The 16,647-nt window shown below is 33.5% G+C and carries 12 protein-coding genes; 3 read left to right on the forward strand and 9 right to left on the reverse strand.

The annotated features are described in order from the left end of the window. Nucleotides 1-14 precede the first annotated feature (14 nt). The gene (locus FFM65_RS03770) at nucleotides 15-905 is read right to left on the reverse strand and encodes an ROK family protein (RefSeq protein WP_119317511.1); all 891 of its coding nucleotides are present in this window, start codon (nucleotides 903-905) and stop codon (nucleotides 15-17) included. 103 nt (nucleotides 906-1,008) lie between these two features. On the opposite strand from FFM65_RS03770, the gene FFM65_RS03775 reads away from it, so the two are divergent. Then, entirely contained in the window at nucleotides 1,009-2,121 is a 1,113-nt protein-coding gene (locus FFM65_RS03775) for a helix-turn-helix domain-containing protein (protein ID WP_119317510.1), read from the forward strand. A gap of 33 nt (nucleotides 2,122-2,154) precedes the next feature. Here the strand turns inward: FFM65_RS03775 and FFM65_RS03780 are convergent, their stop codons facing one another. The 3 genes from FFM65_RS03780 to FFM65_RS03790 are packed head-to-tail and all read right to left on the reverse strand — an operon-like array spanning nucleotide 2,155 to nucleotide 7,025. Further along, a complete protein-coding gene (locus FFM65_RS03780) occupies nucleotides 2,155-3,012 on the reverse strand; it encodes an alpha/beta hydrolase (protein ID WP_119317509.1) in 858 nt (285 codons plus the stop codon). Nucleotides 3,013-3,021: 9 nt separating this feature from the next. Beyond that, entirely contained in the window at nucleotides 3,022-4,218 is a 1,197-nt protein-coding gene (locus tag FFM65_RS03785; protein WP_119317508.1) for an MFS transporter, read from the reverse strand. A 2-nt stretch (nucleotides 4,219-4,220) separates the two neighbouring features. Beyond that, the gene (locus FFM65_RS03790; protein WP_119317507.1) at nucleotides 4,221-7,025 is read right to left on the reverse strand and encodes a family 78 glycoside hydrolase catalytic domain; all 2,805 of its coding nucleotides are present in this window, start codon (nucleotides 7,023-7,025) and stop codon (nucleotides 4,221-4,223) included. 201 nt (nucleotides 7,026-7,226) lie between these two features. Here FFM65_RS03790 and FFM65_RS03795 point away from each other — a divergent pair, with 201 nt between their 5' ends. After that, nucleotides 7,227-7,637: a hypothetical protein gene (locus tag FFM65_RS03795; RefSeq protein ID WP_119317506.1), complete on the forward strand. Its 411-nt coding sequence runs from the start codon at nucleotides 7,227-7,229 to the stop codon at nucleotides 7,635-7,637. Between the two features lie 210 nt (nucleotides 7,638-7,847). Continuing rightward, nucleotides 7,848-8,468 carry a hypothetical protein gene (locus FFM65_RS03800; protein ID WP_119317505.1) on the forward strand — a complete coding sequence of 207 codons (621 nt, stop codon included), beginning with the start codon at nucleotides 7,848-7,850 and terminating at the stop codon, nucleotides 8,466-8,468. 19 nt (nucleotides 8,469-8,487) lie between these two features. Here the strand turns inward: FFM65_RS03800 and FFM65_RS03805 are convergent, their stop codons facing one another. The 5 genes from FFM65_RS03805 to hbs all read right to left on the reverse strand — a co-directional run bounded on the left by FFM65_RS03805 (nucleotide 8,488) and on the right by hbs (nucleotide 16,586). Further along, entirely contained in the window at nucleotides 8,488-9,369 is an 882-nt protein-coding gene (locus tag FFM65_RS03805) for an ROK family protein (RefSeq protein WP_119317504.1), read from the reverse strand. 63 nt (nucleotides 9,370-9,432) lie between these two features. After that, a complete protein-coding gene (locus FFM65_RS03810; RefSeq protein ID WP_119317503.1) occupies nucleotides 9,433-12,942 on the reverse strand; it encodes an L-type lectin family protein in 3,510 nt (1,169 codons plus the stop codon). 157 nt (nucleotides 12,943-13,099) lie between these two features. Beyond that, entirely contained in the window at nucleotides 13,100-14,518 is a 1,419-nt protein-coding gene (nhaC, locus tag FFM65_RS03815; protein ID WP_119317502.1) for a Na+/H+ antiporter NhaC, read from the reverse strand. A gap of 481 nt (nucleotides 14,519-14,999) precedes the next feature. Then, complete coding sequence (locus tag FFM65_RS03820; protein WP_119317501.1) at nucleotides 15,000-16,244, reverse strand: tetratricopeptide repeat protein; 1,245 nt, start codon at nucleotides 16,242-16,244, stop codon at nucleotides 15,000-15,002. 66 nt (nucleotides 16,245-16,310) lie between these two features. Then, a complete protein-coding gene (gene hbs / locus FFM65_RS03825; protein ID WP_010019909.1) occupies nucleotides 16,311-16,586 on the reverse strand; it encodes a non-specific DNA-binding protein Hbs in 276 nt (91 codons plus the stop codon). Nucleotides 16,587-16,647: the final 61 nt, after the last annotated feature.

A 16,647-nucleotide genomic window follows, 5' to 3' on the forward strand; every position in this document is an offset into this window, starting at 1 on the left:
TCCTTTAAACCCGATTAATTTGACTTGACCACATTGAAACTACTAATGGACCCTAATAGATTTGCTTCATTAAATAAACGTGAACTAATAATGTCCGGTTTTTTAAACGTCTTCTTTACCATCAAACTAGTTTCTCTTAAGTCAATTAATGCTTTATCAATACTTGTGGCTACTATACTTTGTCGAGAAATTCCACCACCAATCACAAAACAATTCACATCTAAAATAACTTGCATATTGTGAATCAATAAAGCCACATTTCGACAAAACTCTTCAAAACGTAATTTAGCAAAATCTTTTTTAGCAGTAATCAATTCAAAGACTTTCTTACCATCATCAATATCTTTTAACTGATAATGGCGACCAATATCTTTAATCATTGCTACTGCCGAACACTTGCTTCCAGAAAAATGCTCCATATCAAGGCTACCTAAACTCATAAAACTGACCTCGCCTGCTTGTTGGTCACTACCATGAAGAAGTTGTCCATTCAGCACTATTCCCGAACCAACTGCTGTTCCTAAAACCAACATTATTCCATTGTCTATCTCTTCTAAAGAACCCAACCATTTTTCCCCTAGTGTGGCTGCCTTAGCATCATTTTCTATATGAATCGGTAATGATGTATTTAAAACACTACTAAGCTGAATCCCATCAAGAAAAGGTAAAGATCCACCGAAATGAATTTGCCCAGTCTTAGAATCAACTTTTCCAGGAACACTGATACCAATACCTGATATTTGAGATTGAAACTGCCCAACAATTTCGTTAAGTCGTTTAATAAAGTTTGACTTAGAGTCATTAATAGTATTTTCCGAATATTTCTTTAATATTTGACCTTGATTGTTGATCAAAGCGTATTTTAATTTAGTCCCGCCAATATCAAAAGCTAAGTAGGTTTTCATTTTATTACCTCTTTTATATGTTTTATTATTATTCTTTTGTTAAAATTTAATTAACTAATCCTGTTTTTTATATACGAATACAGCTATCATTGAGGTAATTGATATGGAGATAGAAAAAATTTCACAATGGTTTCACGAAGCAACCAATTTATCAATCTTTTTATATGATGATTCAAATCATTTATCAAAGGTATTCAAGATGACTGTTGCACCCAACCTTTCAGAACAACTTAGCAATAAAATTTTAAAAAATATTAATTCTAAAATAAATATTAATCTTTTTGCTCAAATTGGAACTATCGCCTCTTTTAAGTTGGAAGAAACGAAAATCCTTATCTGGGCAACATCAACCGCCATTAGTGGTAACGGAGCTTACGCAGATAAAGTTCCATTGACTGACTTCAATACTTTCCAAGCTCAACTAAAGATATTTTATTTTGCTTTGACAAAATCGGAGCCTACTTTTACTCAACAGCAACTGGATTTAAATGACTATGGGCTCTTAGATCGTCCTAATCAGCGTCTTGAATCATTTAGTGACAATAAACCTTCTCACAATGGTTATTTAGCAGAACAACTGATGTTAATGGGAGTTGAACACGGTAATTTAAAAGAATTTAATAAAAATTACATTGCTTTTATGGATAAAGGTAATTTTGGAATTCTGGCATCATCTGATTTAAGAAGCAAAAAAAATATTACGGTAGCTGCTACGACACTTTTCACTCGGGCGGCAATTCGTGGAGGGATGTATGCCGAAAGCGCCTATGAATTAAGTGATGAATGCATAAAAAAAACAGAAACAAAACAAAATATTACTAATATTTACGAATACACTCGCACGATTGGTGAACGTTTTGTTAAAAATGTTGCTTTAGTAAAAAGAAACAACATTCCTTCATTAGTCTATCGAGCACAAGAATATATTTACGATAATTTAACCATTGTTAAAAATGTTGATGAAATTGCTCAATTTGTTGGTAGCAGCAAATCTTATTTAATGCATCTATTTAAAAAAACAACTGGTATCAGTATTATTGAATTTTTAACTTCACAAAAAATTCTTTCTGCCAAACAACTTTTACTTTTTACTCAACTACCAATCAGAGAAATATCTGATACTTTAGGCTATGAGAACCCTTCCCAATTATCTAGGGTGTTTAAAAGCAAAACAGGCCAAACTCCATCACAATTTAGAAAAAATCAGAATCTATAAGAAAAAAGTCGACAATTTATTTGCCGACTTTTTTTATTTTAAAAATCGTGCTATTTGATTTAATGCTTGATCAGTTTCTGGCATATCAAACAATACAAAAACGTGGAATAAGTCTTGCCAAACGGTCCAAGTTACATCGACGTTATTTTTTTGACATAGAAAATTAAGTATTTTGGAATCATCGTATTTAACCTCTTCACTTCCGCAATTAATCATCAATGGTGGAAAGCCTTTATAATCACCATAAATCGGAGAAATTAAAGGATCATTTTTATAAGGTTCATCAAAATATGGAACTGGATCCCCAGCACCAAGCAACATAGGGTCTCTTTCTTGTAAGAGATATTCTGACGGTAGGATATTTATTTGGGTAATTACTGGTGAAAAGACAGCAATTTTATTTGGTAATGATAAGTCTTCAGTCTTCAATTGCAAAGTCAAAGTTAAGGCTAAAGTAGCACCGGCAGATTCTCCAAAAATAAAGATATGTTTGTAACGCTTGTTAAGAAATTTGTAAGCATTCATAACGTCTTCTTGAGCTGCCGGATGTTTGGCTTCCGGCCATTGACGATAATCAACAGAAAACGCATCATAGCCTAAACGTTTAATTAAGCCAAAACATAAATTTCTTCGTGACTTAACACTTCCTGTTGCATAAGCTCCACCATGAATAAATAACAAAACATTCTCATTGTTTGTCCCATAATGATATAACTCACCCTTAGGATCATCTAGACTCTCTAAGTTGATATCACTTGGAATTGGAATTGAATTATTTTTATCAGCATCTTTTCTTAAAAATATCGCCTGTTCAGGCGTTAAATTATCTGATTGCTGAGTTTTAATACTTTGAGCAATTTTTATTGCTTCTTTCGCTTGTTTACTTAACATTTTTTACTCCTAATTTTGCATTTTAATATTTGTATCTTTACGATCATTTTTATATTCAAATTTTGAATAATTTAAGCCAACTAATGTAGAAATAATTAATAAAATGGCAAAAATTACTAATCCAGCTTCAAACGTGAATCCAGCTTCTTGATTACCGAATGTTTTTGCAATAATTTGTGCAAAATATGGAGAAATAAGTGTACCCACATTGGCACAAGTCATAACAATCGAAGTTGAAAAAGCTACTTGGGATTGTGAGGTCATTTTATTAATGTTTGCGACCATAGAAGCCATAAAGATTGAAACTGAAATACCAACTAAAATAACACCCAGTCCACTAAGCATAAGTGATCTGGAAATCGTTAAAATTAAAAATGAAACTGTGGCAAAACCTAAACCAATTGCTGTAGTGAATTTGAAATAATGTTTTTGAACGTACATGAAAACAAAACCACCAGCAGCCATTGCAAAAGCCATTAAACCTAATAAAGTACTAGCATCAGCGGCAGTTCCATAATTTCTTGAAACTACTAACATAGCAAACTTAATCGAAATGAAAGCAAAAGTTGCATTGAATAAGAAAGCAAACAAAGCTAGTAACCAAATCTTACCGTCAATTTTTTTACTATCACTAATTGCACCAGCTTCTTCAACTTTACCAACTGTTTTAGGAACATAAATTCCAACTAATAGAATAATTGGAATAACAATTAAGTAAACCCAATATGACATCTGCCAACCATTATTGAGCAAAACACCAGCCATATAAGTCATAAAAAACATACCTAAGCCCTGAAATACACTTGATAATCCAAGCATTTTTTGTTGCTCACGTCCTTGATACAATTGGATGATCAAAGATTGTGAAAATGACATCAACAATCCTGTTCCTAATCCTAAAATAATTCTCGAAACAAAGATCAATGGGAAATTTAACGTAACTGCTGGAACAATCCCACCGATAAATATCAAAATCAAGCCTGTCATAATAGTTTTCTTAACAGAAATTAAATCAGCAACCCAATTACTAATTGGAGTGAAAACAATTATACCTAATGATGGAATCGTCATTAACAATTCAATCGTTGTGGAACTAATATTTGGAAAGCTTTTCATCATTAGTGGAATGGTAGCAGCAGTCGCACCAGCACTAACTGTAAAAACTGACAAAATTAAAATAGCAAATCTAGTCATTATTTTTCTCATAATTATTTATCATCCTTTTCCATGATTTTATTTTTTGAATATTCTCTAAAATAAGCATTAATTTTTTCAATTTGTTCCTGTGTCATGGGAGAAAAGCCAATCCCCTTCATTTCATTGCTCAATTGTAATAATGAAAATTCTTTGAAGTGATCAAAATTTCCAGGCAATTCAATAAAACTCCAAAACGGTACTAATTCTCTCAATTTATTTACGATTTTTTTATCATTAAAATTTTTTAAAGCTGTGTGTACACTGTATGTATTTATAAAAGCAACCAACGGTTGATAAGTTATTTCATGATGTCCTGGTGCTAAAATGTCACCATTTTGATGAACAGCGCCATTATCTTTCCATTCTTTTGTGTTGGGAAGAATAACTTTAGCAGGATTATCATAAGGAATATCTATTTTTAAACTTACTTGACTACCTTGTCGATTTTCAATTCTCCAAGTAATAGCAAGTTGACCTGTATTCAAATCCGTATAGCCAGATAGTTCTCTAAATTTCGGTGTAATACGTGGAGCAATAGTTAGTTGTTCTTCTTGTTGAATACCTAATAGATATTCATAGGCCCATTGCATAACAGCTCCTGACGAATAATGATTCAAGGAATTCATTCCATTTTCACTGATAGTTCCATTCTCTTGTACTGAATTCCAACGTTCCCAAATGGTCGTTGCACCTAATTTAACTTCATTTAGCCAGCCTGGATAATCCTCATTTAAGAATATTTGAACGGCCAAATCATGTTGATTATTCTCTGTCAAAGCTGGTAATAATACAGGTGTTCCAACAAAACCAGTTGTAAGATGATTTTTATCTTTCTCAATTCGAGCGACAAATTTATTTACTAAATATTTTTTAAACTTCTTTGGATAAAGATTTAAATGTAAACAAAGAGCCAATGCAGTTTGTGTATCGGTAATTAGTCTTCCACTAGTTGTGAAAAATTCATTAATAAATGATTCTCTGATTTTATTAGCCAATAAGCGATAGTAATCAGACTCTCTTTTAGCATTAAGAACCTGTGCTGTCTTGGAAACTATCAAAGTTGATTGATAATAATATGCACTGGCTATTAAATCATCTGGTGTTTTACCTTTGAGATGGAAAATATCTTCAGTATCTAGAGCCAACCAATCTCCTAATTGATCAGAATCAAGCCATAAAAATTCATTTCTGGTTTTTTTAGCGTAGTCATGTATCCAATCAACCCAAGACATCATGGCACCGAAGTTTTGTTTCAAAATGGTAGTATCCTTATAACGTTGATACGTGATCCAAGGAATAATTGTCGCAGCATCACCCCAAACTGCCTTGCCACCATCATCGCCATCGACATTAGGTACATACAATGGAACCTCTCCTTGGCGTTGACTTTGTTCAACCGCAATATCATATACATATTTTTTATTGAACTGTGCAGTATTCATGTTATAACTAGCTGTTTTGGCAAAGATAGCAGCGTCGCCTGTCCAACCCAAACGCTCATCACGTTGCGGACAATCAGTTGGTACATCAATAAAGTTGCTTTTTTGTCCCCATTGGATGTTACTGAATAACTGATTAACCAACTGGTTATCAGTTTTAATATTACCAATTTGGTTCATATCCGAATAAAGAGCTACAGCTTTAAAATTTGCTATGTTGTAATCGCTTGATAAACCATTTACTTTAGCATATCTAAATCCAAAATAAGTAAAATGTGGACGAACTAAATGTTTTATGCCGTTACTTACATAAGTAAAACTAGCGCGAGCTGAACGTAGATTTTCCCGATATAATTCGCCATTTTGCAAAATTTCACCATACTGAAATTCTACTTTAGTACCCTTTGGCAAATCATTTTCAAATTCAATCCAGCCTGCCATATTTTGACCAAAGTCTAGTACTAGATTTCCAGCTGGAGTAACAATCTTTTTGGGATGAAAAATTTTGTGAGCCTTGATGGGTAAACTCAGTCTATCTTTCAGATGTTTACTTGGTCGTTCAAAAACCTTTAATGGCAACGTTTTAGGAATTATGGTTTCATCTAAATCCTCACCATAGTAAATCCCAGAATGTGTAATCTCTGAAGTTTGAATTTTCCATGTTTCATCAGTTCCAATTATTCGAAATACGCCAATGTCATCTTCTAAATCTAATTCCGCATTAGTCATTAAGGCACTACCATATTGATTTTCTTTACCACCATGTTCTTTAATACCCAATTTTCCCTTATACCAACCATCGCCTAAAGAAATTTTTAAGACATGTGTTCCTGGAGTTTTCAAGTATTTTGTGACATCAAGCGTTGCTATTTGAGTATAGTAACTGTAATTAGTAAAGCCTGGTGCCAAATATTCATCGCCAACTTTTTGATTGTCAATATAAACTTCATATAGACCTAAACCAGTTATATATAACCGAGCTTTTTTGACCTTAGAAGTTAAATTAATTTCTTTTATTGCTTGAATGCCGTGAATACTTTCATCTGAACTACCAATCCATTGACTATTATTGAATCCTGTCATTAATCCAGTTTCAAAAAAAGCTTGTTTTTTATAAATTTGCTTTTTATCTTTTATTTCAATAAAAACTTGGTATCTAGTTTTACTTTGAAGTTGAAAATCCGGCTGAAATGATAAATCATCCGCTGGTTCCCAATCTGTTGCAAAAATTTCTTTCTTACTATCAGTAATTTTTAAACGTTTTAACAAGTCATTTGAATAATTATTAGCTTTAATTTGGCAATTTATAAATAGATCATTAAATTCATAACCAATAGGATTTTCCATATGGTTTATAAATATTCTTTCAAATTTCACTATTTAATCCTCCTTCAATCATCAGTAACCGCTTACAAGAAGTATAGTACGATTTAATCAAATAATTTATTGACAAATAATGCTTTTAATTTCAAAATAATGCTTTTTATAAAAAATAATAAAACCCAATAATCACCCTTTAATTATTCAGATACGTTATAATATAAGTTATAGACCAATATAATTAAGGAGTTGATCATTGTGGCTAACGATTTAACGCAACTAACTGCAACCGACTGTTTTGATTATTTTGTAAATCATTTTGAAACACTATACAAAAATGAATCGAAGTATCGTAATCTTGCGGTTTTAGATCCAGATATTACCAATATCGAATTGTACAAGAGTCTCAAAGAACACTTTTTACTGGATGTTTTAAATAATCCAGAATTCAAAGATTACCAAGTTAATTTTGAACGTGGAATCGACGGTGGCGATAATTTTATTATGGCTGCTTTTACCGATCCGGTGGACGAGTCAGTCGTTACTGTAGAAATCAATCGTGATGAAACTTCGGAGTCTGTTCTCAATTCTTTTAACAAGGGTATCGAAACGTTACGTTCGACCTTTGCTCCAGAAGTTTATGAAATGAAAACAGAAAATCACGCATAAAAAAAGAGTCTAGTAATCCTCGATTGTGGGGATCCTAGGCTCTTTTGCCGTCTTTGGAGAAAAATTAAATCATGTTATGATATATATATAATCTTGTAAGGGAGTGAATCAAATGCATTCGGCAAATGCCATCATAAATTATCTTTCATTCGAGGAAGCAAAGGACTGATACTCATCTTTTAATTGCAAAAAAAGTAAGGAGTATCCTCAATGAAAATTTATTTGGCAACAATTACTGTTTGTGTTTTATTCTTAACCGGTTGTAGTCATGATACTAAGACTTCAAATATTGACCAAACTGACTTGCAAAAACAACAAATTGTTTTAAAACGCAATAAAAAAAAGTGGCGCCAACAGACAAAACAAGTCACTCATTCAACGCTATCAACTCAAAAAATAATTCTAAAAAAGAACTTGTCTTTAAATCAAATAAAGAAAAATAGTGATTTTCTTATTCAGGGAACGGTTATCGATTTCTCCCGCAGTAACAAAGAATCCACAATCGCATCCATTTACGTCAATCACATTATCAGTGGTTCGGAGGATATTTTAGGAAAAAATATCGACATCAAACTCCCCGGCGGAATTGAAAAAAATGTTTATTATCAGTCAATGCAATGTCCGCTTCCAAAATTGGGACAAAAAATTATCCTCAGATTAAATAAGACACACAACGAGTATGAAGTCTTAGCACCCAATTCCAATATTTGGATTGAAGAAAATCATGAATTCGTTTTAAATAATGAAAAAATTCGCCAAGAGAATATTCTAAAAGAAATCACTAAACAATTAAATCAAGCAATCCCTTATCGTTATACGGATCTTTGCTAAAACAAAAACTGTCTTGAAATCAAATCAAGACAGTTTTTTTAATTTTAAAATTCAATGCCGCACCAATCAAATTGGCATCATTGTGATAATATGCAGGGATGATTTTGGGAACTAGTTTAATGTCGGCTACTCGTTGAACTAGTCTTTGGGCAGCTTCATTCAAATTATTAATGAAATCTTGATTACCAGAAACTCCACCACCGATGATAAAGGCTTCTGGATCAACGACAAATTGTAAATTAAAGATTGCACGAGCCAAATTGTCATATAACTTCAAAGCATATTTTTGAGCAGTCGCATCACCATCCTGAGCCATTTGTAAGATCTCTTTGCCCGTATAATTGGTTTTATAAGCTTGATTGTAGTGCTGAGCCATTCTCACTGCAGTACCAACTAGACTGAGACGCTGATCGGTTTGACCTAGCATCATCCCAAATTCTCCACCTAGTAAATGTTGCCCGTGAACTAATTGACGATTGATAACGACAGCACCACCGACCCCAGTTCCAATTACTAACATAACGACATTTTGCATGTTGACAGCCATTCCACTCTTAACTTCAGCTAAAGCAGCACAATTAGCATCATTTTCCATTGAAACCGGCAAATTCAGACGCTTCTCCAAAGCTGCTTTGATTGGAAAATTGTGAATATATGGCAAAGCACTGATTCCACCGATTATTCCTGTCTGTTGATTGACCGCTCCTGGAATACTCAAAGCTACGCCAGCAATCTTAGTTCGATCGTATTTTTTTACTATTTTTTCAATTACTGTATAAAATGTGGCTAAATTCTTCGGTGTATCAACGACACCTTTATTAATTAAAGTTTGATTTGATTCATTAAATAAAGCATATTTAATCGTTGTTCCACCAACATCAATTGTTATTATTGGTTTCATATCTACCATCCGGAAAATAAATTAAGCGTTTTCTCTACGTACATACTTATTATAATACACCCTCTATTGAATCGATTCAGACAAAGTCCATTCAATTTGACCTTGATATTCGCCACTGAGATTGGATTTTTGATTTTTGACCATAATACCGTCATCATCATCCCAGTTATCAGAAATATTTTCGATTTTATTTTGTCCACTCACAGCAGTATCACGATTGGCGATAGTTGGAGTATTAGTCAAAGATTGATAATTGTCGTTTTTATCAATGAAGTATAGCGGTTCAACATAATCATTATCTAAGACATTAAACAATCCTAATGAATGCGCAGAAAGGTTCCACTTCGTACCGACACTGTTTACTTTGACATCCCATTTTCCATCACGTTGAATGAAATCACCATCTTGATCATCAAAATTTATATCTCTAAAACGGGAGTCTGAGACATTTAATTCTAAGAGTTTTGAGTTAATATCTAGCTTAAAAAATGGTGCCTCAGAATATCTGCCATAAACATCCTTAACCGTCCCGGTAAGAATAAAAGGACTGTCTGGTTGGCTCATATTTGCCACACTAGGAGAAAACTGTCCCGTATAAGTAAGTGGTGGCCCATAATCTATACTTCCAGAAACAATACTCAGTCCACCATAAACTTTATTCTCATCTTTGATTCTAACAGTCAACTGTGCTGGCGCAGTTTGATAAGTTTCATCTTCTAAATATTTAAACTCCAAAGGAACTTTTATTAAATTCAGTGTTGAACTAGTCGTAATATTTTTAACAGTCGTTGAAATACTTGGAGTTAATTTAGGAACATTGATTATTACTGTTTTTTCTTCAGAATGATACGAATTTCCTGTGACTGAAAATTTGATTATATTTTGTCCTTCTTTTAACAAGCTATAGTACTTATTTACTCCTGATACACTTTCGATTGGATTAAGCGTAAGGCTATAATTATTGTTGCTATCAGTATTGACCTCAGTTGAATTTTCTGATCCATCGTTATTTGCACTTACAAAGAAATTTTGATAATCGTCACTGTCTTCATTCTTAATCTTTAAAGATAGCTTATTGAATTTATGTGGATTTATTAGCATCTCTGAATCTACTTCATCACTATATTTTATAGTCCAATCTAATGGAACTGGATCGTTGTCATGGACATCGATAACTTTTTTTTCAGGTTCCAAAACAATCCCTAAATCAATCAATTTAATTGTAAAATCTAGCACATTTGATTGACGAGTTCCATCATCGACCCAAGCTTTGATTTGATGTGTACCATAATCTAGCTGTTTTAATTGTTCAGAAATTTCTACATCAATTGATGTTTCAACAGCATCAGAATCAAGTTTAAAAATGGTATCTTCGCCATCTATATTCATATGAATAGTCAAATCTTTGCTATTTACTTTAGCGCTATTATCATATTCAGTTCGAATATTACAGAGCGGGATATTATTCTTCTCAAAAACCTCATAAGTCTTAAAATTGTTTCTGGAGATCACTAATTGTTTATTGTCTAAAATTTTAACTTGATAATCTAAAATATTAGAAACGCGTCCTTTAGAATCAGTCATCTTAACCTTGAAGTCGTAAGTTTGATTGTTTTCTAAGTCGCTGACATCAAAAGGAATATCAAAATCACCTGATTTAGCACCTTTAGCAACCGAGATATTACCCTTTTGAATACCAGGAATTAATTTATTGTTCTGATCATATACATCTACTTCACTAATTAGATCCTCGCCATCAAAGTCAGAGTTCTTTAAATAAGACATTTTCCCTTTAAAATGAACCGTTTCATCGGGACTGACTTCTTGAGACAAATCATTAGTATTTGTTATTTGTAATACTTCATTATCAATCGTAAAATCAGGACTCATCGTATCCCCAGTAAATCCGTCAGAATTATAACTAGTATTAACACCACTCACTTTTGTCGTAATTGGCGTTTGACTCTCTGGTCCCTTAACTGTCCCATAGACTTGAATATTTGCTTGATCGTCAATTTTACTCATTGATGGAATCTTAACTTTGAAACCAGTAACTTGCTTAAAAATTGGTGTATCTGTGTCATTTCCTGTTGTCGTACTAATAGTAACTTCTTCTAAATCTGCTTTATTGATTTCAAGACTCTGTTTTGTGCCATCTGCAGCTGTATAATTCATCTCGCCAATCACGCCATTTTCATCGCCAGAAAAATCTAAATAGTCTGGTAACGCAACAGTTGCAGTGATTTCTCCAGATTCAGAGATACCACCAACATACTTCAAATTTTGTTCTAGCATAACTTGGTCGCCATCAGAAACATTTAAAATATCGCCGTCAGTTGAACTTACAGATGTATTTCTAGTCAAATCAGTCATTTTAGAAGTACCTTTGATATCAACCACACGTGGCATTTTTTCAATTACCATCGCAAAATCACTTTGCTTTGATTCTGGCGATCCAGTCGAAGCGGTAAAGCCCCAACGAACTTTTTTATCAGAACTATCTTTGACTAACTGATTCGTATCAATTTCAAAAGTTTTAACATCTTGAGCGTTTTGAGGTCTGGTCGTCCCATCTTGGAATTTGTCGTTGATATGATATGACAAATATCCAATTGATGAACCTGTATCTGGTTTTTGATAATCGATTGTTAAGTGACGCCATCCATTTCTGGGGTCTTGAGTTTCAGAGTTAGCGACAGTGATACCATCATAACCTAATAAGTAAGCATGATTTTGAATCCTTGCCCTATGCCCCATGTAATTGTACGTAGTTGTTTCTTTCCAACCAAGTATTCCTGTTGAAAAGTTCTTGCCAAAATACGTAGCTACGTCTCCTGGATATCCCCATGATATATGGTTTTCCTTTAATTGATTTGAAACAAAACCTGAATTATTATCGCCATCATAATCTAAATAATCACTTATATTATTAGATTTTGAGCCAGCATTTTGATTCAAATATCTATCGAATTCAATTGCAACACTGTTTTGTATACCACCAGAATTATCTGTTATTGCTTCGCTCAAACCTTTACCATCGGAACTACTACCTCCCCAGACACCCAAAGTTTGCCCGTAACTAGGGATCCCATCAGTATAATCTCTAGAAATAGCTTGATCACCATTAGGATCATTTTGTAAAACAAAGGCAAAGCCATCGATAGTATTTCCACCGTAATACCAAACTGACAAGGTTTGATCCTTGCTTAAATCAAAATAATTATAAGTTTTATTACCATTGTCGTCTTTCACGGTTCCCCAAAAAGAGCCAATCTGCTTATCAATTCCATCTGCGTCTAACATTTGAATAATATCGCTAGGATTTCCTGAATCCTCTGCCCGTATTATTTTATTAGAACTAGGAAAAGCATTGGCAGCACCAGTTTTTGTATTGGAGTACGAACTTGGTGCGGTAAGAAAATCATTAAAATTCACACCTTTTGGAGCATGTTTGTAAACTTCCTCTTTAGACGGTTCACTTGCGGCCATCACGGAAGTAACTGGAGTTGCTCTAAATAGTGGTAAAAGAAACATAATAATTAGTACTTTAAAGATAAATCCATGCCTCTTCATGAAACTCACCTCACATATTTATAACAAGTTTAAACACATATTATTGATATTGTTATTATATGGTATAAGCGTTTTCATTTGTTGCCAATTTATGAAAAAAATATTATAAAAAAATAGCCATCTCATTACGCAAGATGACTATTACTTTAATCCATTTCTAATTCAACTGTTCAGAAACCTGGTGATTAAGTTTTGGTTCGACAACTTTATCCTTGTTGTAGTTTTTACCAAAGACAAATCCAAATGTGACTGTTAATAATGGATTCATCCAAACGTAAAAGGCACATGGGATAAAGACTAAAGGACTAACACCTAAAACTCCTGAAATAAAGATTCCAGTAACTCCCCAAGGAACTAAAGCATTGATGTCGGCTCCCCCACTAGCGAGAATTCGTGATAAGTAAACCGGTTTAATATTTTGTTTATCGAAATTTTCTTTGAAAGTTGTACCAGGTAAAATAATTGAAATGTATTGTTCACCAACTAAGAAATTAACACCGATGGCACTTAAAACTGAAGTTAAAATCAATTTACCAGGTGTATTGACACTTTGTTTCATTTTACCAACTAGATTTTCAACAACACCCATTTTGATCAAGACGCCACCCAAAGTTAAGGCAACTAAGATCAAAGAAATACTACTCAACATGCTAGTGACACCACCGCCACTAACGATGCTGTTGATTTTTTTATCAGGTGAATTCAATTGGAAACCGTTCATGATTTGATTACTAATGGTCGAAATCTTAGGATGATTAATAAAAATATGCATGATAATAGCGGTAATTGATCCTGACAACAACGTTGGAATAGCCGGAACTTGCATAATAGCACAAATAATTAATACAGCGATTGGAACTAACATCCAAGGTGAAACAAAGAAATTAGCATTTAAAGCATTGATAATGTGATGTACAGAACTCATATTAGGATTGGCAGTTGTATGACCAGCAATCAAGAAAATAATAGCAGTAATAGTTGCTGAAGGAATTGCTGTATGGGCGATTGTTTTAATATGATCAAAAACATTATCAACTCCAGCGATTCCAGTAGCTAAATTAGTAGTTCCAGATAAAGGTGACATGTTGTTTCCAAACAAAGCACCCGAAACGATTGAACCAGCTGTTAATGCGGTATTGATACCCATAACGTGACCGATACCCATGAAGACGATACCTAAAGTACTAATAGTCGTGAAAGAACTACCAACGATCACACCAACTAAACAACAACTAACAAAGACGGTAAATAAGAAAAATCTAACGTTCAATATATCTAGACCGTAAACCATAATAGTTGGAATTACACCGGACATTGACCAAGCTGATACTAAAACTCCAATCATAATAAAAATAATCATTGGTACGATTCCTGGTTTCACTCCTTCAACAATCCCATCTTGAAGTTGATTCCAAGTAAAACCGCGAAATCTTCCGTAAAACAATAACAATGTAAATGCTAATAAAATTGGAATTTGAGGTGTCATGCCCAGAGCAATCATCATTGTTCCTAGCATCCCAAACATTACGATCATAATAATTAAACTTTCTAAAACTGATAATTTACCTTTTTTCATATTACTCACCCTATTTTGAATTTGATTTGTTTTTCTTAGTAGTTTTGATAGGGTCTATAATAATAATTTCTTTGAACTTCATTAATTTCTTTCTCATTTAGGATTTGTGCAAAGGTTGCTTGCATGCGTAACTTTTCGATAAATTTCATCTGTAATTCCTCCTAAAATTATTTGTCCAAAAGAATAAAAAAAGGCGTCCCTGCAATTATATGCAGGGACGCCTTTAGCGCGGTACCACCCAAATTCAAGTAATAATACTTGCTCTTTATTCCGTAAACACAGGACGCGAGATTTCGATTTAGTATTTTGCAAAAATATCCTGTATGGCTCGCACCAACCGCCATTTCTCTGAACGCTGAGATACTTCACTACTTGTTGTAAAATCAAAATCAATTTATGTAAGTAATCTTAGCAGAAACTTTTCATAATGCAAGAGTTTTATTAGAAAAATATTATTATTTTTTAATTTTTCTAATTTTAATTAAAGTGAATCTAACAATTCTTGCATTTGCTCATTATCAGGATCTTGTTTCAAATAAAGTCTCAATGCTGCTTGAAGAACCTCTTTATTGCCGGTGCTACGCAAAATTTCTACCAAGTCTGACAAGTAGTCCAGATTGTCCTTAAATTCGTCTAAGACCGTCAAAATGTCTTCTTGAGCTTTATTAACATCATCAGTTTCAAATTCTGATTTAGCCAAATTCCAAATCAACTTAGGATTATTATTGATCTCACGACCATCTAAGAGATCCAAGTTGGCTTTGAATTGACCTTTAGTAACATAGTAATCACTCAACTTAATGACTAATGGCATTGGATTTTCGACTTTTTTAATACCAGTTTCCAAAATCTTAATAGCATTATTAGCATCTTCTGACGTTCCAGCATCAAAAGCAATCTGATACAAGCGGTCATCCAATTCATTCAAATTCAAGCCTAATTGAGCGTATTTGAAGGCATCAGCATTTTTCTTGATATTCAAATAGTCTTCGGCGATAACTGGATAAGCCGTTGGATAATCACGATTAGTGTCCAAGAGGTTTTCCAAAACAGAAATCGATTTATTATAATTTTTAACTTGATTGTACAAAAATCCGAGTTGGAACTGAGCATCTTCATTCAATTCCAAGGCGTTTAGTTTTTCGTATTCACTGATAGCATCTTCATATTGTCCATCCCCAGCCAAAGAACTAGCTTTTCTCAAGACGATTGAAATACCAGAATAATTCTTGATTCCCATATCTAGTAGCATGTCATAGTATGTCAAAGCTTGGTTGAATTTATTTTCATCAAAATAGACTTCGGCCAAGGCAAATTTAAAGACTTCTTCATCAGGAAACTCTCTAATTCCTTCTAAGAGCTTTTGCTCACTAACTTCGTAAAGTCCTAATGACTGGTAAATATCGGCTGAGACTAATAAATTTTCGGCATAAGCTGGTGAATCAGGCGTGATTTGAGAAATATAATCTAAAGCTTGATCGCTATCACCGTCAGAAACAGCAATTTCAGCCAATCTGGAGAGGATTTGACCTTCACTTGGGTAATTGACCAAAAGATGCTGATAAATCGTCTTAGCTTGAACAGAGAGCCCTCGACTCATCAATGTTTCAGCTAAAGAAAATTGAGTTTGATCATCGTCTTCTTTAAGCGATTCTTGAATCAAACCATCAACCTTTGAAAAGTCACCATCATCGATTGTTTCCATAACTTTATCTGCTTTACTCAAATTAAAACCTCATACTTTCTTTTGCGTAAAAAAAGACGGTCAACCGACCGCCCCTTATAAAACTAATTATTTAACTGAATCCTTCAAAGCTTTACCTGGTTTAAATGCAGGAACCTTGCTTGCTGGAATCTTAATTTCTTCGCCAGTTTGTGGGTTACGACCCTTACGAGCAGCACGTTGACGAACTTCAAAGTTACCAAAGCCAATCAATTGAACTTTGTTACCTTCTGATAAGTTTTCTTGGATAGTTTCAAATACTGCATCAACAGCAGAAGTTGCATCCTTCTTTGTCAAACCAGTTTTACTTGCGACACTATCAATAAGTTCAGCTTTATTTGCCATATGTGAATACCTCCGGAAATTTGTAAAATATTTAGAACACATGAACTTTTATTAATGCGTT

Origin of the sequence: Companilactobacillus formosensis (assembly GCF_005405305.1) — a bacterium.
Classification (GTDB): Bacteria; Bacillota; Bacilli; order Lactobacillales; family Lactobacillaceae; genus Companilactobacillus; species Companilactobacillus formosensis.